At 74.7% G+C, this 18,653-nt stretch carries 17 protein-coding genes and 1 pseudogene; 6 read left to right on the forward strand and 12 right to left on the reverse strand.

Features of this window, described 5'->3' with window-relative positions:
- Positions 1-1,048, reverse strand: a pseudogene (locus KBX37_RS14940) (hypothetical protein); the annotation flags it as partial.
- A gap of 150 nt (positions 1,049-1,198) precedes the next feature.
- Between KBX37_RS14940 and KBX37_RS14945 the strand changes: the two are divergent.
- On the forward strand, positions 1,199-1,837 hold the full coding sequence (locus tag KBX37_RS14945) for a TetR/AcrR family transcriptional regulator (protein WP_210776503.1): 639 nt from the start codon (positions 1,199-1,201) through the stop codon (positions 1,835-1,837).
- A gap of 65 nt (positions 1,838-1,902) precedes the next feature.
- Positions 1,903-2,130: a DUF3107 domain-containing protein gene (locus KBX37_RS14950; RefSeq protein WP_151456946.1), complete on the forward strand. Its 228-nt coding sequence runs from the start codon at positions 1,903-1,905 to the stop codon at positions 2,128-2,130.
- 57 nt (positions 2,131-2,187) lie between these two features.
- Here the strand turns inward: KBX37_RS14950 and KBX37_RS14955 are convergent, their stop codons facing one another.
- Positions 2,188-2,835: a ferritin-like fold-containing protein gene (locus KBX37_RS14955; protein ID WP_210776504.1), complete on the reverse strand. Its 648-nt coding sequence runs from the start codon at positions 2,833-2,835 to the stop codon at positions 2,188-2,190.
- Positions 2,836-3,127: 292 nt separating this feature from the next.
- Between KBX37_RS14955 and KBX37_RS14960 the strand changes: the two genes are divergently transcribed.
- Both KBX37_RS14960 and KBX37_RS14965 read left to right on the forward strand, forming a co-directional pair.
- On the forward strand, positions 3,128-4,831 hold the full coding sequence (locus KBX37_RS14960; protein ID WP_210776505.1) for a DEAD/DEAH box helicase: 1,704 nt from the start codon (positions 3,128-3,130) through the stop codon (positions 4,829-4,831).
- Between the two features lie 486 nt (positions 4,832-5,317).
- Positions 5,318-6,475, forward strand: coding sequence for an SAM-dependent methyltransferase (locus tag KBX37_RS14965; RefSeq protein WP_210776506.1), 1,158 nt, complete (start codon positions 5,318-5,320; stop codon positions 6,473-6,475).
- Between the two features lie 52 nt (positions 6,476-6,527).
- Here the strand turns inward: KBX37_RS14965 and KBX37_RS14970 are convergent, their stop codons facing one another.
- Positions 6,528-6,968 (reverse strand): hypothetical protein, encoded by a 441-nt coding sequence (locus tag KBX37_RS14970; RefSeq protein ID WP_210776507.1) that lies wholly within the window; start codon positions 6,966-6,968, stop codon positions 6,528-6,530.
- Between the two features lie 256 nt (positions 6,969-7,224).
- On the opposite strand from KBX37_RS14970, the gene KBX37_RS14975 reads away from it, so the two are divergent.
- Positions 7,225-7,641: a helix-turn-helix domain-containing protein gene (locus KBX37_RS14975; protein ID WP_210776508.1), complete on the forward strand. Its 417-nt coding sequence runs from the start codon at positions 7,225-7,227 to the stop codon at positions 7,639-7,641.
- Between the two features lie 48 nt (positions 7,642-7,689).
- Here the strand turns inward: KBX37_RS14975 and KBX37_RS14980 are convergent, their stop codons facing one another.
- The 4 genes from KBX37_RS14980 to KBX37_RS14995 all read right to left on the reverse strand — a co-directional run bounded on the left by KBX37_RS14980 (position 7,690) and on the right by KBX37_RS14995 (position 13,278).
- Positions 7,690-8,862, reverse strand: coding sequence for a hypothetical protein (locus KBX37_RS14980; RefSeq protein WP_307849080.1), 1,173 nt, complete (start codon positions 8,860-8,862; stop codon positions 7,690-7,692).
- Positions 8,855-9,082 (reverse strand): heavy-metal-associated domain-containing protein, encoded by a 228-nt coding sequence (locus KBX37_RS14985; protein ID WP_210776509.1) that lies wholly within the window; start codon positions 9,080-9,082, stop codon positions 8,855-8,857. Before KBX37_RS14985 ends, KBX37_RS14980 begins: the two co-directional genes overlap by 8 nt.
- A 168-nt stretch (positions 9,083-9,250) precedes the next feature.
- Positions 9,251-11,371, reverse strand: coding sequence for a RecQ family ATP-dependent DNA helicase (locus KBX37_RS14990; RefSeq protein WP_210776510.1), 2,121 nt, complete (start codon positions 11,369-11,371; stop codon positions 9,251-9,253).
- Between the two features lie 38 nt (positions 11,372-11,409).
- A complete protein-coding gene (locus KBX37_RS14995; RefSeq protein WP_210776511.1) occupies positions 11,410-13,278 on the reverse strand; it encodes an AfsR/SARP family transcriptional regulator in 1,869 nt (622 codons plus the stop codon).
- Between the two features lie 142 nt (positions 13,279-13,420).
- Here KBX37_RS14995 and KBX37_RS15000 point away from each other — a divergent pair, with 142 nt between their 5' ends.
- The gene (locus KBX37_RS15000) at positions 13,421-14,227 is read left to right on the forward strand and encodes a hypothetical protein (RefSeq protein WP_210776513.1); all 807 of its coding nucleotides are present in this window, start codon (positions 13,421-13,423) and stop codon (positions 14,225-14,227) included.
- Between the two features lie 63 nt (positions 14,228-14,290).
- On the opposite strand, the gene KBX37_RS15005 is transcribed toward KBX37_RS15000, so the two are convergent.
- The 5 genes from KBX37_RS15005 to KBX37_RS15025 form a co-directional block, all read right to left on the reverse strand.
- The gene (locus KBX37_RS15005; protein WP_210776514.1) at positions 14,291-15,037 is read right to left on the reverse strand and encodes an SDR family NAD(P)-dependent oxidoreductase; all 747 of its coding nucleotides are present in this window, start codon (positions 15,035-15,037) and stop codon (positions 14,291-14,293) included.
- Between the two features lie 125 nt (positions 15,038-15,162).
- The gene (locus KBX37_RS15010) at positions 15,163-16,287 is read right to left on the reverse strand and encodes a branched-chain amino acid ABC transporter permease (RefSeq protein WP_210776516.1); all 1,125 of its coding nucleotides are present in this window, start codon (positions 16,285-16,287) and stop codon (positions 15,163-15,165) included.
- Positions 16,284-17,186: a branched-chain amino acid ABC transporter permease gene (locus KBX37_RS15015; protein ID WP_210776518.1), complete on the reverse strand. Its 903-nt coding sequence runs from the start codon at positions 17,184-17,186 to the stop codon at positions 16,284-16,286. Before KBX37_RS15015 ends, KBX37_RS15010 begins: the two co-directional genes overlap by 4 nt.
- Positions 17,183-17,911 (reverse strand): ABC transporter ATP-binding protein, encoded by a 729-nt coding sequence (locus tag KBX37_RS15020; RefSeq protein ID WP_210776520.1) that lies wholly within the window; start codon positions 17,909-17,911, stop codon positions 17,183-17,185. The genes KBX37_RS15015 and KBX37_RS15020 overlap by 4 nt, the downstream gene beginning before the upstream one ends.
- Positions 17,908-18,651 carry an ABC transporter ATP-binding protein gene (locus tag KBX37_RS15025; RefSeq protein WP_210776521.1) on the reverse strand — a complete coding sequence of 248 codons (744 nt, stop codon included), beginning with the start codon at positions 18,649-18,651 and terminating at the stop codon, positions 17,908-17,910. Before KBX37_RS15025 ends, KBX37_RS15020 begins: the two co-directional genes overlap by 4 nt.
- Between the last annotated feature and the right edge of the window lie 2 nt (positions 18,652-18,653).

An 18,653-nucleotide genomic window follows, 5' to 3' on the forward strand; every position in this document is an offset into this window, starting at 1 on the left:
CCTCGGACCGCATCGGCTCGTAGGGGCGGGCGGGTTCGGCCCGGACCGGCTCGTACGGCCGGGCCGGCTCGGCGCGCACCGGTTCGTACGGCCGGGCGGGCTCGGCCGACCACTCCGGGGTCCGGTCGGACCGGGACCGGCGGCTCGTCGGCGGCTCGTCCTCGCGGGCCCACGGCGGCGCCCAGCCGCCGCCCCAGCTCGGCCGGTTCCAGCTCGGGCCGGACCAGTCCGGTTCGTCGGCGGGCCGGTGACCGGCGTAGGGCTGCTCGGCGTGCGGGTCCGGCTCGCCGCGCCCGGCGGCCGCCTCGTCGCCGCCGCGGGCCCCGGTCGACTCGTCTGCGGAGCCGGGGTGGGGACGGTCGGCCCGGGCGCGGGACACGTCGGGCGGGAACTCGTCGGCCTCGGCCCGGTCGGGCTGTCCTCGGTCCGGCCGGGGCGCGTGGAAGCCCGGGGGCACCTCGAAGCCGGAGGCGGCGGTGCCGACCGGCGGGACCTGCACGGCCGGTGGCGCGGACGTGGGCAGGCCCCCGTCCGCCCAGCGGCTGAGCCGCGGCGGCTCCTCCGAGGAGTGCCACGCGGCGGCGTCCGGGTCGGCCGATCCGGACTGCTGCTCGGGCGAGGGCGCCGGCCGCTGCGCCGGTACGACCAGTCGGTCGCCGTCGGCGTCCCGCCGCAGGTCGGCGCCGAAGCGGGGGGCGTCGGCGGGCGGGGCGCTCACCGGGGACGGTCGGCCGCGCGGCTCGTCGCCGGGGTGGCCGACGCCGTTGAGGTGGGCGCGTCCGTTACGCGGCGCGGGGTCGGGCTCGGGGTCGGTCAGCGGCGCGGGCAGGTCGCCGTGGCGCGGGGAGGAGGCGTCCCAGCCGGTTGCCGGGTCGGGCCGGTGCCAGGGGGCGGCGGTGTCCCGGTACGCGGGGGCGTCGGCCCCGCCGGACCACCCGGTCGCCGGGGGTGCCCACCCGCTGACGGAACGGGCCAGGTCGTCCTGCTGACCCGTCCCGTCACCGTGCTCTCCCGGGGTGGCGGCACCGGGTTGCCCTGTTTCACTCACCGCGCGCTCCTTGGTCGCCCCCGCTGAGGCTACCGTGTGGTGACAGTGGCGATAAGTTACAGCGGCGGGCCAATTCCGGGACCGGGGAACATGCCCCTGACCGGTACGGGGTAAAAGTGCCGGCTCGTACGAAGAAACTCGGAGGTTCCCATGACCGCTGTGGGGAACGGTGCGCAGACCGCCGGCCGGCCCACCAGGCTGCCCCGCTCGGCGCGACGTAAGCAGCTGCTCGCGGCGGCGCAGGAGGTGTTCGTCGCGCAGGGTTACCACGCCGCCGCGATGGACGACATCGCCGAGCGGGCGGGGGTCTCCAAGCCGGTGCTCTACCAGCACTTTCCCGGCAAGATGGAGCTCTACCTGGCGCTGCTCGACACGCACTGTGACGCCATGGTCGCCAAGGTGCACGACGCGATGCGCGGTACCACCGACAACAAGGAGCGGGTCGGGGCCTCGGTCCGGGCGTACTTCGACTTCGTCGACCACGAGAGCGAGGCGTTCCGTCTCGTCTTCGAGTCGGACCTGCGCAACGACCCGGCGGTGCGGCAGCGCGTCGAGCGGGTGGAGCAGGGCGCCATCGCGGCGATCACCGACACCATCATCTCGGACACCGGCGTCAGCCGGGCGCACGCCGAACTGCTCGCCTCCGGTCTGGTCGGTGCGGCCGAGACCGCTGCCCAGTTCTGGCTGGCCGGCGGTCGCCAGGTGCCCAAGGCGGAGGCGGAGGCGCTGGTCGCGGCGCTGTCCTGGCGTGGGATCGCGAGCTTCCCGCTGCAAGGTGAGTCAGCCTGAACATCCGGCCCCGAGATCGGATAGCCTTCCCATCGGCGGCTCTTTCGCCCACCTGAGGAGGCACAGTGGAGGTCAAGATCGGCGTGCAGTACGCGCCGCGCGAGCTGGTTCTGGAGAGCGCGCAGTCGCCGGCCGAGATCGAGCAGATCGTGACCGAGGCCTTCGGCAAGGACGAGGGGACGCTGTCCCTGACCGACGAGAAGGGCCGGCGGGTCATCGTGCCGGTCAACAAGGTCGCCTACGTCGAGATCGCCGAGGCGTCCCCGCGGGCGGTCGGGTTCACCGTCCGCTGATCCGGTCCGGCCACCGCGGCGGGTGCGCCCGCCGCGGGCCGGGCCCGACCGGGCGGATCAGTTGTTCAGCCCGACGGCGGCCATCCGGGCGGTGTGGTTGGCGGTGAGCCGGCGGAACGTCGCCGGCACGTCCGTGCCGTCCCGCGCGATCAGCGCGGTCAGCGCGCCCCGGTCCGCCGCCGCGACCCGCCCCGCCTGGGACAGCGCCTCACCCACCAGGCGCCGCGCCCACATGGAGAGCCGGTTCGCCACCCGGGGGTCGGTCTCGATCGCGGCCCGGATCTCGGCGGCGGCGAAGTCGGCGTACCGGGATTCGTGCAGCACGTCGCGCACCAGCCGCCGGTACGGCTCGTCCAGCCGGTCGGCGATCTCGCCGAGGAAGTCGTCGGTGATGGCGTCCCCGACGTACGCCTTCGTCACCGCCTCCAGCCAGTCCTTCGGTTCGGTGGAGTCGTGGTACGCCTGCAAGGGCCCCACGTACGGGGCCATCACGTCGTCAGGCGTCGCCCCGAGGGCGGTGAGCCAGTCCGAGAGGCGCCGGTAGTTGCCGATCTCGGCGGCGGCCATCTCGCTCAGCGCGGCCCGGCGGCGCAGGTCGGGGGCGAGCCGGGCGTCGGCGGCCATCCGGTCGAAGGCGAGCAGCTCGCCGTAGGCGACCAGGCCGAGCAGGTCGACCACGGCCTCGGGTGTTGTCGGGGCGGACACGAGCGCAGGGTACCGCCCAAACCGGCACACCGAGACCCCGGAACAGTGGCGCAGGTCACAATTGGCACCCCCGGAGGAGACCCGGTCACCGCGCTCCGGGACGCGCGCAGAGCCGCTCGGGTAGTATGGAGCAGTTGCCGCGGGCGCCGATCTGATCGAAGTCCTGCCTGCGGCGCGCGTGCGGCCCGGTCCGGCTCGGCGAATTCCGCCCCCGACCGCGTGGCCCGCGCCATACCGAACGCGCCCTGAGGACAAGACGGGGCGCACCACGAGAGGGCACCCCCAGATCCAGATGAGCGAACAGATTCTCGAAGAGCTGGGTGGCCACGAACTGGCCCCCACCGCCCCGGTCCGTCCGGAGGCTCCCACCTTCGCCGCGCTCGGTGCGCGGCCCGAGACCGTCGAGGCCCTGGCCGCGGCGGGCATCACCCGCGCCTTCGCGATCCAGGAGTACGCGATCCCGATCGCGCTGCGCGGCACCGACATGATCGGCCAGGCGCCGACCGGCACCGGCAAGACCCTCGGCTTCGGCGTACCGCTGCTGGAGCGGGTCTTCGCGCCGGGCGAGGGCAGCGACGGCGTGCCGCAGGCCCTGGTCGTCGTACCCACCCGCGAGCTGGGCATCCAGGTCGCCAAGGACCTCGCCGCCGCAGGCCGGACCCGGGGCATCCGGGTGCTGCCGATCTACGGCGGCGTGGCGTACGAGCCGCAGATCGACGCGCTGCGCAAGGGCGTGGAGATCCTGGTCGGCACGCCCGGCCGGCTGATGGACCTGCAGAAGCAGAAGCACCTGCGGCTCGACCGGGTGCGTGCGCTGGTCCTCGACGAGGCCGACCGGATGCTCGACCTGGGCTTCCTTGACGACGTCGAGAAGATCCTGGCGATGCTGCCGGAGGACCGGCAGACCATGCTCTTCTCGGCCACCATGCCGGACCCGATCGTCACGCTCTCCCGGCGCTTCCTGCGCCGTCCGATGACGATCCACGCCGGGCACACCGCCGAGACCGGCCCGTCGCCGCAGACCCAGCAGCTGGCCTACCGCACCCACTCGATGAACAAGGTCGAGATCGTGGCCCGGATCCTCCAGGCCGAGGGGCGCGGGCTGACCATGATCTTCACCCGCACCAAGCGGGCCGCCGACCGGGTCGCCGAGGATCTCGACTTCCGCGGCTTCGCCGTGGCCGCCGTCCACGGCGACCTCGGCCAGGGTGCCCGTGAGCGGGCGCTGCGGGCGTTCCGCGCCGGGAAGATCGACACTCTGGTCGCCACCGACGTGGCGGCCCGGGGCATCGACGTCAGTGGCGTCACCCACGTCATCAACTACGACTGCCCCGAGGACCAGGACACCTACACCCACCGGATCGGTCGTACCGGCCGGGCCGGGGCCACGGGCGTCGCGGTGACCTTCGTCGACTGGGACGACATGCCCCGCTGGCGGATCATCGACAAGACGCTCGGCCTGGAGATGCCGGAGCCGCCGGAGACGTACCACACCTCTCCGCACCTCTACACCGACCTCGGCATCTCCACCGAGATCACCGGCACCCTGCCGACCGCCGAGCGGACCCGCGCCGGGCTCTCCGCGGAGGTCGAGGAGGACCTGGGCGGCCGGCCGCGGCGTGGCGAGAGCGGCCGGGGCTCCCGGCGCGGCGACAGCCGGGGCGACAGCCGGGGCGAGAGCCGGGGCCGGGGCGAGCGCCGACGCGGCGGTCACTCCGACGCCGGCACGCCGGACGCCGATGCGCCGGCCGACGCCGCCGCCGAGGAAGGCACCCGCACCCCCCGCCGCCGGCGTCGCCGCCGGGCCGGCGAGGCGGTCGCGGGTGAGTCGACCGCGGCGGTCGCGGGCGAGTCGACTGCGGCGGTCGCCACCGACGCCGGCTCCCCGGAGCCGGCCGTGGCCGCCGCCGAGGGCGAGTCGTCGAAGCCGCGCCGTCGCCGGCGCCGCCGTGGCGGCTCCGGTGCCGGTACCCCGGCCGAGGCGATCGCCGACTGACCGCTGCGACACCCGACATCCCCCGCACCGTTCACCGGTGCGGGGGACGTCCCCTTTTCCGGTGCTCGACCGTTCTCCGGTGGGGCTCCTGACGTCGACCGGGCAGTCGTCGTGGCCACCGCAGCCGACAGCGAATTGCCGCCGGTCGGGGGCCAGATGCCGCAGGCCGGAGCGAGCGCGGCAGCGCGCCACCGGTCAGCGCCCCGACTCGGCCCGATGACACCGCGACGTCAAGCCGCGGACCAGACTCCGACCTGGCGTCCGTCCCCAGGCCGCTTGCCCGCAGGCTTTGCTCTGCTGCCTCGATCGCAACACAAAACCGCCTGCGGTGTTGCCGTCCAGGCAGCAGAGCAAAGCGTCCGCACCGGGTGCTCCGGTGTCGGTCGACGCGCCGGGGACCGGTGTCCGGCGGGGCGGACGAGCGACGCACGGCACCATGCGGTGGCCTGCCGACGGGCGGCCCGGACCAGGAAGGAAGATGGTGGAATGCCGGAACCGTTGGACGCCGCCCTGACCGAGGTCCGGGCCCTGCTGCTCGACCCCGCGCTGACCCGCGCGGTCGCCGCCGGTCGCCGCCGTGGGCAGCGCCCCTCGGTGGTCCGGGCCGAGCTGCGCCCGGTCGCGCTCAAGGCCGGCCCCCGGTTGCAGATCTCCACCTCCGACGGCGCCCGGCCGTACACCCGCAACGTGGCTCCGGGGGCGGAGGCCGGCGCGGCGGTCGACGCGCTGCTGGCCGAGCCGTTCGGCAACTGGCACGTGGAGACCGCTGACGCCACGCTCCAGCTCCGGGTGACCAAGTCCGGCGAGGCGCAGGTGCACCGGGCCGCGGCGAGCCGCCCGGAGGCCGAGCCGGGTGGTCACGACCGCGCCAAGGAGTACCTGCTCGACCCGGGCGACCCGATCTTCGCCGAGATCGGCGGTTCGGCCGCCAAGCGCCGCCAGGTCGACGCGTTCCTGCGCGCGCTCGCCGCCACGCTCCCCGACGAGCTGACCGGCCCGCTGCGGGTGGTGGATCTGGGCTGCGGCAACGCGTACCTGACCTTCGCCGCGCACCGCTACCTGACCCAGCGGGGCCTCGACGTCGAGCTGGTCGGCGTGGACGTCCGCGAGGACCAGCGGCGGCGCAACACCGAGCTGGCCGAGCGGCTCGGCTGGGCCGACCGGGTCTCCTTCGTGGCCGGCACCATCGCCGACGCGGTGGTCGAGCCCGCGCCCGACCTGGTGCTCGCGCTGCACGCCTGCGACACCGCCACCGACGAGGCGCTGGCCCGCGCGGTGCGCTGGGACGCCCGCTGGGTGCTCGCCGCCCCGTGCTGCCACCACGACATCGCCGCGCAGCTACGCGCGCACCCGGCTCCCGCGCCGTACGAGCTGCTGACCCGGCAGGGCATCCTGCGGGAACGCTTCGCCGACGTGCTCACCGACTCGCTGCGCGCCGGCCTGCTCCGGCTGCACGGCTACCGGGCCGAGGTGGTGGAGTTCGTCGACTCCCGGCACACCCCGCGCAACCTGCTGATCCGGGCCCGCCGTACCGGCACCGCGCCGACGCAGGCGCAGCGGGCCGAGTACCGGGACCTGGTCGACCAGTGGCGGATCACCCCGCGCCTGGAGACGCTGCTGACCGAGGCCGGCCCGACAGCCTGAGACCGGCCGGCCCCGACACCCGTCCGACCGCCTGAGGTCGGCGGTGGCGGGATCAGCGACGGCGATCGCCGCCCCGGTTCCGCCCCGACCGCTCGCCCCCCGGGGCCCGGTCGAACACGGAGATCCGGTCCCGCGACGATCGCTCGTCCTCGCCCGCTGCGGTGCGGAACGGGACGACCTTGCCCGACGTCTCGGCGTTGCCGGCCGCGGCGAAGGCGTTCCAGGAGATGTCCACCAGCAGCCGCTTCAACTCGGCGTGCCGGACAGCGGCGCTGTGCTGCAACGCCAGCCGGATGCCCAGCACCACGCCGACCAGGGTGGTGGTGATCGCGCCGGTGGCGGCCAGCACGTGCGCGCCGGTGGCGTCGTCGCCGGTCAGCACCAGCACCAGCAGCCAGATCCAGAAGCCGAGGGCGAACACGCCGGCCTTGGCCACGAAGAACACACTGACCGCACCCGGGCGGTGCGGCACCGGAAGGACGGGGTCGGCCATGCTGCTCCTCATCGGTGCGCTGGGCTCGTCAGCGCCACGTCGCTGGTGGCGCCGGCACGTCGAGCTTAGTTGATATCTGACTATCGACGCTGGACACGGCACCGGCACAAATGCCGGGACGCGACGCCCACCGACGCCGAGGTCCTGTCGGCGGGACCCCCGGGTCGAACGGTCGACTGCTCCGACGCCTTGTCGTACTACCCTGGGGGGGCGCACCGAATCTGGGCTCCGGCCGGGAAGGGAAGACCCCGCAGGAATGGGTTCCGCAGAGGTATCACCGCAGATGGCCTTCGCACGCTTCGTGCGACGTGCCATCGACGACGCCCGCGACGAGCGGGGCTGGACGGTGAGCGACCTGGCGGCGCACACCGGGGTCGGCCGCTCCACCGTCTTCCGCTGGCTCGCCGGCGACTGGCAGGACTATCCCGAGCTGGCCAAGGTGCGCGGGTTCTGCGCCGCCCTCGACCTGCCCGTCGCGGCGGCGTTCCGGGCGCTCGGGCTGCCCGACGCCGGTCCCGCGCCGCGCCGCCGGGTCGACGACTCCCCCGTCGAGGCGGACGTGCGGGTCATCCTGGAGCGGCTGGCCGACCCGAGCGTGCCGGCCGAGGAGAAGCACCACATCCGCGACCTGCTCCGCTACCTGGCCCGCCGGCCGGTCCGCCGAGCCGGCTGAGCAACCGATCCCCCGGCCACCCGGCCGCCGCCGTCGTCGTCGTCGTCGTCAGGACACGGTGACGGTGAACTCGGCGGTGCGCACCACGCCCGCCACCTGGAAGTCCAGGTACATCCGGTAGCGGCCCGGCCCGGGGGCGGTCACCCAGAAGGTGACCGTGTCGCCCGCGGGCGTCGCCACCGGGTGCACGTGCAGGTAACCCAGGTCCCCCTCGCGGAGGGCGACCAGGTGGCCGTACGCACCGAGGTAGCGTTCCAGCGCGGCGGGGGCGCCACCGGCGCTGACGGTAAAGCGCAGCGGGAGGGCCTTGCCGACCTCCGGCGTGCCCTCGTACCCGACCGAGAAGCCGTCGACGGTCGTGGTGGTGGCCGGGGCGGGCAGCGGCCGAGGGGCGTAACCGCCGGGCGCGACCAGGTCCACCCCGAGGGTCGCCGCCGTCTGCCGGCCGTCGTCGGCGACCGCGGTGAAGTCGGCGTACGCCCGCCAGACGCCCGGCTGCCCGAGGGTCAGCGGTACGGACCAGGTGCCGTCGGGCGCCATCGTCGGGTGCAGGTGCTGGTAGCCGCTGAGGTCCCGACGCACCACGACCAGGTGCAGCGGCTTGTCGTGCACGACGCCGAACCGGGTGACCGGCCGCCGCCGCTCGTCGCGTACCTGGAAACGGAACTCGCCGGCCCGGCCGACGCCGAACTCCACGGCCGACGGGGTGAGCGTGTAGCCGCCGGAGCTGACCGAGAGACCCCCCGCGCCGCTGTCGGCGGCCTGGTCGGTGGCGGCGCCGTGGTCGTGCGCGCCGGTGCCGGGGGCGTGGGGGTGGTCGACGGTGGCCGCGGCGGCGCTCGTCGCCGAGGGCGTGCTCGGGCCGGGGTTGGCCCGGCCGAGGCCGAAGCCGAGCAGCACCGCGAGCACCAGTCCGCCGACGGTCAGCGCCAGCCGCAGGGTGCTCCGGTCCGCCCCCACCGGCTGCCCGCCGACCGCACCGGTCGGGAGTGCGTCGATCAGCTCAGCCCGCTCGTCGTCGGCCGGACGCACCCCGAACACCGGCGGACCCGCGTCGCCCACCGGGCGCGCGTCGGCCGGGCCGGACCGCCCGCCCTCGACCGGGTCCCCGTCACGCACCGGCGGACGCGCGTCGGCCGCCGGCTGGGCGTCGGTCACCCCGGAGCGCTCGCCGTCGGCGGACTCGGGCGGGACCGGCAGGGTGGGCGGGTGCTCAGGCACCGCCGACGGCCAGTTCGTACCCCGCCTCGTCCACGGCGGCCCGGACCGACGCCTCGGACAGCGGCGCGGTGCTGGTCACCGTCGCGGTGCCGGCGGCCAGGTCGACCCGCACCTCGGCGACGCCGGGCAGCGCGGACAGCTCCTCGGTGACCGCGCGCACGCAGTGCTCGCAGGTCATCCCGGTGACGGCATAGGTGTGCGTGACGGTTCCCTCGGCCATCCGCCCACGGTACCGCCGACCCGGCTGCCGTCCGCCGTCCGGACGCCCAGCGTGGCGACGGTCGCAATCCACCCGCGCCGGGAACTTTCCGCCCGCACCCGCCGACGACCAGCGGGAACCGCGGCGACTGCGGTGCGCCGGGTCGACCTGGCCGACCGCGGGGGCCCCTCAGCCGGCGACGGCGAGGGCGAGGGGGAGCACGTCCGGGGCACCGGCCCGGCGCAGCAGCCCGGCCACCATGGTCAGCGTCCAGCCGGAGTCGACCAGGTCGTCCACCAGCAGCACCGGCCCGTCCAGTCCGGCCAGCGCGTCGGCCAGCTCGTCCGGCACGGCGAACGCGCCGTGCAGCGCGCGTACCCGCTGGGCACTGTTGCCGCGCGGCCCGCCGGCCCCGGCGGTGCCGGTCGGGACCACCCGGCCGAGCAGCGGCAGCCGGCCCACCGCGGCGATCCGCTCGGCCAGCGAGCCGACCAGCGCGGGGTGCGTGCGGGACCCGACGGCGACCACGCCGGCCGGGCGGCGCGGCCACGGGTCGTCGCCGTGCGCCCACGCCTTGAGCACCTGCACCACCGCCGCCGCCACGTCGTCGGGGACCGGGCCGTCCGCCGCCTCCGGGCCGACCAGGCCGCGCAGCCGCCCACCCCAGCCCAGGTCCGACAGGCGTCCCACGGCCCGCCCGGGCAGCGCCTGCTCGCCGGGGGGAATCCGCCCCTTGAGGGGTACGCCGACCGCGTCCAGCCCGGTCGGCCAGAGCTTCTTCGGCGGGATCTCCACGCCGGGGCGGCCGAGGAAGGTCTGCGCGGCGGTCAACGCGGCGTCGGAGACCTCCGGCGTGAACAGGGGCGCGGCGCAGCGGTCGCACCGCCCGCAGTCGCCCGCGCCGGCGTCGTCCAGGCACTCCCGCAGGTAGCGCATCCGGCAGCCGGAGGTGGTCACGTACTCCCGCATGGCCTGCTGCTCGGCGGTGCGCGCCTGGGCGACGCGACGCAACCGGGCCTCGTCGTAGACCCAGGGCTCGCCGGTGGCCAGCCAGCCGCCGCGGACCCGGCGGACCGCGCCGTCCACGTCGAGCACCTTGAGCATCAGCTCCAGCCGGGCCCGGCGCAGGTCGACCATCGGTTCGAGGGCCTGGGTGGAGAGCGGCCGGTCGGTGTGCAGCGCGCCGAGCACCGCCCGGACCTGCTCCTCCGGCGGGAAGGCGAGCGAGGCGAAGTAGCGCCAGATGGCCGCGTCCTCGACACCCGGCAGCAGCAGCACCTCGGCGTGCTCCACGGCCCGGCCGGCCCGGCCGACCTGCTGGTAGTAGGCGATCGGCGAGGGCGGCGCACCGAGGTGCACCACGAACCCGAGGTCCGGCTTGTCGAAGCCCATGCCCAGCGCGGAGGTGGCGACCAGCGCCTTGATCTTGTTGTCCAGCAGGTCCTGCTCGGCGGCCCGCCGGTCGGCGTCGTCGGCCTGCCCGGTGTAGGAGGCCACCGACCAGCCGCGGGAGCGGAGGAACTCGGCCGTCTCCCCCGCCGCCGCCACGGTCAGGGTGTAGATGATCCCGGAGCCGGGGAGCCGGTCCAGGTGGTCGGCGAGCCAGGCCAGCCGGTGCGCCGGGCTGGGCAGGTCCAGGACCCCCAGCCGCAGCGACTCGCGGTCGAGGGTGCCGCGCAGCACCAGGGCGTCGCCCAACTGCTCGGCGACGTCGGCGGTGACCCGCTCGTTGGCCGTGGCGGTGGTGGCGAGCACCGGAGTGCGCTCGGGCAGGTTGCCGAGGAAGGTACGCAGCCGGCGGTAGTCGGGCCGGAAGTCGTGTCCCCAGTCGGAGACGCAATGCGCCTCGTCCACCACCAGCAGCCCGGTGGTGGCGGCCAGCTTCGGCAGCACGGTGTCCCGGAAGTCCGGGTTGTTGAGCCGTTCCGGGCTGATCAGCAGCACATCCACCGCGCCGGCGTGGATCTCGGCGGTGATCTCGTCCCACTCGTCCAGGTTGGCGGAGTTGATGGTGCGGGCCCGGATGCCCGCCCGGGCCGCCGACTCCACCTGGTTGCGCATCAGCGCCAGCAGCGGCGAGACGATCACGGTCGGCCCGTGCTCGCCGTGCTCCCGCAGCAGGGCGGTGGCCACGAAGTAGACCGCCGACTTGCCCCAGCCGGTGCGCTGGACGCACAGCACCCGGCGCCGGTCCACCACCAGCGCCTCGATCGCCCGCCACTGGTCCTCGCGGAGCCGGGCGTGCTCGCCGGCCAGCCGGCGCAGCACCGCCTCGGCCCGCTCCCGTACCGCCGCCCGATCCTGGCTCATCCGGCATTTCTACCAGCCCCGGCTGACACCCCCGCCAGTCATCGAGGTTCGGCCGGCGCGGCCTCCCCCGATCCGACGTCGCTCGGGGGCGGGAGGAAGAGCAGGATGTCGCGGAGCCCGTCGGTCACCGCGAGCGGCAGCTGGCACCGCGCCGCCAGTTCCTCCATCGACCCGTACGGCCCGCGCAGCCACCGCTCCATCGCCACCTGCCGGCGTTGCGCGTCGGTGAGCCCCGGCAGCGTGGCGAGCACGGAGTCGGGTACGGCGTTGACGTCGACCAGCCCGCCGTCGTCGAAGGCGCGGGGCAGGTCCGGGCGACCGATGGCGAACTCCTGGCGGGCCGTGGGGTAGTGATGCACCAGGTAACGCGCCTGCTCGCGGCGCAGCCGTTGCTCCTCGTCGCGGGCCTGGACCGCCAGGGGCCTGCCGGTGACCTTCCCCCAGACCCACCGGTTCAGCAGCACCACCTGCGCGGCGCCCACCACCCAGCACAGGGTGACCAGGCCGAGCCCGAAGAAGGCCTCCGCGACCGGCACCTCCGTTGTCGGATCGTCGGTGGCGATCAGGTACACCACCAGCGCCGCGGCGGCGAGGTAGCCGACGGCCAGCTGGCCGAGCCGCCAACTGCGCCGCCGCACCGCGTAGCCGAGGATCACCAGCCAGGTCACGAACCCGAACGACAGCAACACCAGGACGGTGCCGGCGATCGTGGCCGTGGCGCTCACCCACCTCGGTAGCGGGTGACGTTCCCGCCGCGGCCGGTCGGGCAGGATCGGGGGCGCGCCGGCGGGGAAGCCGCCCGGTCCGGGGTACCGCGGCGGGGCGACGGCCGCGTACGGCAGAGCCGGAGCGGGCCGCGGGGCCGGCGGGGCCGGCGGTGGGACCGGAAGCGGCGGGGGCGGCTGTTCGATCGGCGGTGCGGCGGCGGCCGGTTCCGGAGCAGCCGGATGCCGGGCAGCCGGACCGGCGGGCGGCGCCGGCACCAGGGGCGCCGCAACGTCGGCGGTACGCATGGTGGTGGTCGACGCGGGCAACCCCGGGGCCGGCTCGGCGGTGTCCGGAGGCGGTCCGGCGGGGCGGTCCGAGGCGGCGGCGGTAGGGTCCGGCGACTCCGGGCGCGGGGACGGGACGGTAGGGGCGAGGGTCGGGTCGGCACGGAGGATCCGCCGGTGCAGTCCCTGGAGCGCCTCGCCCGGCTCGATGCCGTACTCCTCGCGGAGCAGGTCGTCGATCTCCCGGTACGCGGCGAGCGCCTCGGCCTGCCGCCCATTGCGGTACAGCGCCAGCAGGTACTGGTAACGCAGCCGCTCCCGGACCGGGAACTCGGCAACCAGCTCCACCAGGCCGCCGATCAGCTCCCGGTGCCGGCCCTGCTCCAGCTCGAGCTCGGCCCAGGTCTCCAGCGCGGTGGCCCGAGTCTCCACCAGGCGCTGCCGGGCCGCCTCCAGCACCGGCCCGCTGAGGCCGCCGAACGGCTCACCGTGCCACAGCTCCAGCGCCGCGCGCAGCTCCGCCGCCGCATCGGCGGTACGTCCCGCGGCCCGGTGCCGCTCGGCCCGCCGAACGCCCCGCTCGAAGCGGACCGCGTCCACGGCCTCCGGATCCACCCGCAGCAGGTACCCGGCGTCGGTCAGGCTCAGCACCTGCCCGGGCGTACGGGGGGAACGGTCCGGTTCCAGCACCCGGCGCAGCCCGGCGACGTACTTCTGCACCACGTTGGGGCCGTTCGCCGGCGGCTCCTCCGGCCAGACAGCCTCCACGATCTGCCCGGTGGACACCGGACGACCGGCGGAGAGCAGCAGTACGGCCAGCACGGCGCGCTGCTTGCCGGGGCCCAGGTTGAGCTGCCGGTCGGCGTACCAGGCCCGCTGAGGCCCGAGGATCTCGAATCGCAGCGTTCCTGACATGCGAGTTTCCGCTCCTGACACCCCCACGGCTGCCGGACGGCAGTGCACGGCAGCCGGACGGCAGCATAGCGGCAGCCGAACCGCCGTGGCGGCCCGCAACATCGTCCCTGGCAGAAGCCACGCAGCGAGAAAGAGACGTGCGATGACACAGGCACCTGGCAGCGCCGGCACGATCCGACGAGCGGTCGGCACGGTCGCCGCCGTGCTGGCCGCGACCACCCTGCTCGGGGGTTGCGGGCCGAAGAGCGAACCGGCCGCCGAGCCCCGCACCAGCCCGAAGGAGGCACTCCTCGATGCCGTCCCGGACGGGACGGAGGGCCCGTTCCGGTTCAGCGGTAAGGACGCCACCTCGGACCTGTCGGGCGTGGTGGACCCGGAGGCGAAGGGCATCGACCTCACCGCCGCGGTGAAGGACCCGGAGCACGGCTTCACCACCCGGATGTCGTTCCTGGTGCTCCAGGAGCGGATCTGGATGAAGGTGAAGTTCACCGGCACCGAGGGGCTCACCGGGCTGCCCAAGCTGCCGAACCGCTGGATGGAGTTGGACCGGGCCCGGTTGACCGATCCGGATACCACCCCGACGTACGAGGGGGTGGACATCGGCAACGCCGGGCCGATCATCGAGGCCGCCACCACGGTGGAGGAGAAGAGCGACCGGACGTACGCCGGGGTCGTCGACCTGACCAGAAGCGAGGCGGCCGAGGCGGTGGGTGAGGAGGAGGTGGCGGCGCTCGGCGAAGCGGCCCGGCAGGTGCCCTTCACGGCCGTCGTCGGCCCCGACGGCAACCTCGCCTCGCTCACCCTGGACGTGCCGGCCGCCGGCAAGGCGAAGGCCTGGGCGTACGTCGTGAAGTACGTCGACTACGGCTCGGCGCCGAAGCTCGCCGCGCCCAGCGGCAACGCCGCGCAGCCGGCGCCGAAGCTGGCGTACGAGATGCTCATGGGTTGATCGACGACGAAGCGACCGGGTGTCGCGGCCGCACGGGGGGCCGCGACACCCGGTCGTCCACTGTCAGCGGCCGAGCACGGACCCGCCGTTGACCCCGAGCACCTGACCGGTGACGTACCCGGCCGAGGGGCCGGCCAGGTAGCGGACCGCCGCGGCGACGTCGTCCGGCTCGCCGGCCCGCCCGACCAGGGTGGCCGCGACCCGCTTGGCGTGCCCCTCGGGGGTCATCCGGTCGCCGAAGAACTCGGTGTCGGCGACGTAGCCGGGGCTGACCACGTTGACCGTGACCTGTTCCGGGCCGAGCTGGGTGGCCAGGTCGTACGCCCAGCCGTGCAGCGCCGCCTTCGCGGCCGAGTACGCCCCGCCGCCGCCGCGCTGGGCGGCGATCGAGCTGAGCAGGACCACCCGACCGCCGGGGCGGCGCAGCGCCGGTCGCAGTGCCTCGGTCAGCAGCACGGCGGTGAGCACGTTGGCGTCGAAGTTGGCGCGCCAGTGCGCCGCCACCCCGGCCAGCGTGCCGGTGTCCCCGCCGAGGTAGCCCCCGGCGTTGTTGACCAGCACGTCGACCGCCCGCTCCCCCACCGCCTCGACGACGAGGTTCGCCTGCTCCGGGTCGGTCAGGTCGGCGACGACGGCGCGTACCGCGCCGGCCCGCCCGCACTCCGCCGAGATCCGCTCCGCCGCCGCGGCCAGCACCGCCGCCCGCCGCCCCACCACCAGCACGTCGAGCCCGTCGGCGGCCAACCCTGCCGCCACCGCCCGCCCGATCCCCGTCCCCCCACCGCTCACCACGGCCAACCGCTCCCCCACCGCCGCCTCCCCCACCGTTCCCTACCGTCTCCTGGCAGAACCACGTCGATCATGAAGTTATCGCCACCGCGTACGGCGCGTCGCGGCAATAACTTCATGATCAACGGGGTCGAACGGCATTGGGGTTAGTGGGGGCGGCGGGGGGTTAGGGCGGTGCGGAGAGCGGTCAGGCGGGAGGTGAGGCTGGCCAGGCCGCCGGGGAAGAAGTAGACGGCCAGGATGAAGACGGTGCCGAGGACGAACAGCGGCTGGCTCAGCGGGCGGCTGAGGACGGCCGGGAGGCTCTCCACGGCGTCGCTGGTGCCGAAGGCGGTGAGGCGGTGGTCCAGGTACATGTAGAGGATGCCGCCGAGCACCGGGCCCCAGCGGGTGCCGGGGCCGCCGAGCACCACCATCACCAGCAGCGACAGGGTCAGCTCCGACGAGGTGATGTGCGGCGAGGCACCGCCGACGATCAGGCAGTAGACCACCCCGCCGCTCGCGGCGAGGCCGCCGGCCAGGGTGAACGCCACCAGCTTGAACCGGTACGGGTCGAGCCCGAGCACCCCGATCCGCCGCTCGTCGTCGCGCAGCCCGGCCAGCACCCGCCCGGTGGGCGAGCCGGAGACCCGGTGCACCACCAGGACCACCACCGCCAGGTACGCCAGTGCCAGCCAGTACAGGTTGACCGTGTTGGTCACTCCGACCAGGGCCGGCGGCAGCCCGGACACGTCCAGCGGCAGCCCCTCCTCACCACCGGTCCACCCGCCGAAGTCCCGGGCCACCAGGATCGCGCCGACCTGGGCGAAGGCGAGCGTGACCATGGCGAAGGCGATCCCGACGGTGCGCAGCGCGACCGCGCCGAGCAGCGCCGCGAGGGTCGTCGCCCCGGTGACGGCGAGCAGCGCCGCCTGCCACAGCGGCAGCCCGGCCCGGGTGACCAGGATGTCCGTGCCGTACACCCCGGCGGCGAAGTAGAGCGCGTGCCCGAACGAGAGCATCCCGGTACGGCCGAACAGCAGGTCGTAGCCGGCCGCCAGCCCGCCGAAGACCAGGCAGACGGCGAGCAGTTGCAGGGTGCCCGGCGAGTTCAGCGGCCCCTCGAAGATCCCCGGCAGGCTGACCGTCGAGTACGGCAGGATCGCCGCCACCGCCAGCGCCGCCAGCGGCAGCCACGGCCGTACGCCGTGCCAGCGGCGGCGTCCCGGGGTGAGCTCGTCGGGCACCGCCGCGGGCGGAGCCGGGACCTCGGGACTCTTGACCTCGGTCATGCCGTTGCCACCTTTCCGGCGAAGCCCTGCGGACGCAGCAGCAGCACCACGGCGAGCAGCCCGACCACGCAGATGTCGCCCAGTCCGGACAACTCGTGGAGACCGCCGTAGTAGTTGACGAACTGTTGCAGCAGCCCCACCGCGACCGCGGCGTACGCGGACCCGACCACCGAGCCCATCCCGCCGATCACCACCACGATGAACGCGAAGATCAGCAGCGAGCCGCCCTGACCGGGCGAGACGGTGCCGAAGTAGACGCTGCCGAGCGCGCCGGCCAGCGCGGCGGCGGCCCCACCGATCGCGAAGACCAGGGTGAACGCCTTGCGGACGTCGATGCCGAGCGCGGTCACCATCTCCCGGTTCTCCACCCCGGCCCGGATCACCAGGCCGTAGCGGGTCCAGCGGAGGAAGGCGAGCAGTGCGCCGAGCACCAGCACCGCGGCGACGATCAGCAGCAGCCCGCCGTTGGGCACGTTCGCGCCGAGGATCGAGGTCACCTGACGGGTCCACTCGGGGCGCGGGAACGGGCGCGCGTCGGCGCCCCAGGTCGCCTGGAGCAGCGCCACCCCGGCCAGCGACAGGCCGACGGTGACCAGCACCTGCTCGATGGTCCGCGAGTAGAGCGGCCGGATCAGCACCAGCTCCACCAGCACCGCGACGAGGGCACCGGCGAGCACCCCGAAGACGACGGCCACCACGAAGCCGAACCCGTCGGAGCCGGCGCCGGGCAGGTTGCCCGCGGCCCACCAGGTCGCGTACGCGCCGACGCCGAGGAAGAGCCCGTGCGCGAAGTTGAGCACGTCGGCCAGGCCGAAGACCAGGGAGAGCCCGGAGGCGACCAGGAAGTAGAGCGCCGCCAGGCCGAGCCCGGTCAGCGCCAGCAGGATCACAGTGGTCACGAGTGCACCTCCGCCGAGCCGACCCCGAGCAGCGACTTGGTCAGTCCGGTCTCCAGCAGCAGTTCCTGGGCGTCGCCGGCCCAGGCCACCTTGCCGGCGGCGAGCACCACCGCGTCGCGGGCCAGCCGCCGGACCACGGCCAGGTTCTGCTCGACCAGCAGCACCGGCACGGACTCGGCCACCCGTTCCAGCACCTCGGCCACCTCGGTCACCACCTTCGGCGCCAACCCCTTGGTCGGTTCGTCGACCAGCAGCAGCCGGTTGTCGTTGAGCAGCACCCGGCCGATGGCGAGCATCTGCTGCTGCCCGCCGGAGAGCGAGCCGGCCCGTTGCCGTCCGCGCCGGTCCAGCTCCGGGAAGAGCGCGAAGACCTTGTCGTACGCGGGGGTGGTGCCCCGCCGCTCGGCCAGCCGCAGGTTCTCCGCGACGGTGAGGCCGGCGAAGACGCAGCGGTCCTCCGGCACGTAGCCCAGCCCACCGCGGACCAGCCGGTGGGTGGGGCGGGCGAGCAGGCTCTGCGCGCCCATCCGGATGGCGCCCCGGACCTCGCCGTTGCGCGGTGTCAGGCCGACGATCGCGCGCAGCGTGGTGGTCTTGCCGACGCCGTTGCGCCCGAGCAGCACGGTGACGCCGGTCGGCGCGACGGTGAACGACACGCCCTGGAGGATGTGCAGCCCGGCGATCCGCACCGACAGGTCCTCGACGCTGAGAATGGGTTCCGTCATAGCGCTTCCCCCAGGTAGGCCTCCTGGACGGTGGCGTTGGCCATCACCGTGTCCGGGGTGTCGCAGGCCAGCAGCGCGCCGTGGTGCATCACGGCGATCCGGTCGGCGAGTTCCAGGATCACGTCCATGTGGTGTTCGACCATCAGCACCGCCCGGCCGCTGTCGCCGGTCAGCGACTTGATCACCGCGACCAGCTCGGGCACGTCCTCGGCGCTGACGCCGGCCATCGGCTCGTCCAGCAGCATCACCCGGGGCTCCCCGGCGAGCAGCAGGGCGATCTCCAGCTTGCGCTTCTCGCCGTGGGCGAGGGTGCCGGCGAGCGCCGTACCCCGGTGGTGCAGGCCGACGCGGTCGAGCGCCGCGTCGGCGGCGGCGGCCACCTCCCGGTCGGCCGCCGCCCGCCGCCACAGCTTCATCGAGCCCCCGCGGTACGCCTGCACCGCGAGCCGGACGTTCTCCCGGACGGTGAGCGAGCCGAAGACCGAGGACGCCTGGAAGGTGCGTCCCAGCCCGAGGCGGGCCCGCCGGTGCGGGGGGAGGGCGGTGATGTCCTCCCCGTCCAGCAGGATCCGACCCTCGGTGGGCCGGCGCAGGCCGGTGATCAGGTTGAACAGGGAGGTCTTGCCGGCGCCGTTCGGCCCGATCACGCCCAGGAACTCCCCGGGCGCCAGGTCGAGGTAGACGCTGTCGACGATGGCGACCTCTCCGATCCGCCAGGTCAGACCGCGGGTGGCGAGCACGG

It is taken from the genome of Micromonospora sp. U56 (genome assembly GCF_018070095.1).
In the GTDB taxonomy this organism is placed as follows: domain Bacteria; phylum Actinomycetota; class Actinomycetes; order Mycobacteriales; family Micromonosporaceae; genus Micromonospora; species Micromonospora purpureochromogenes.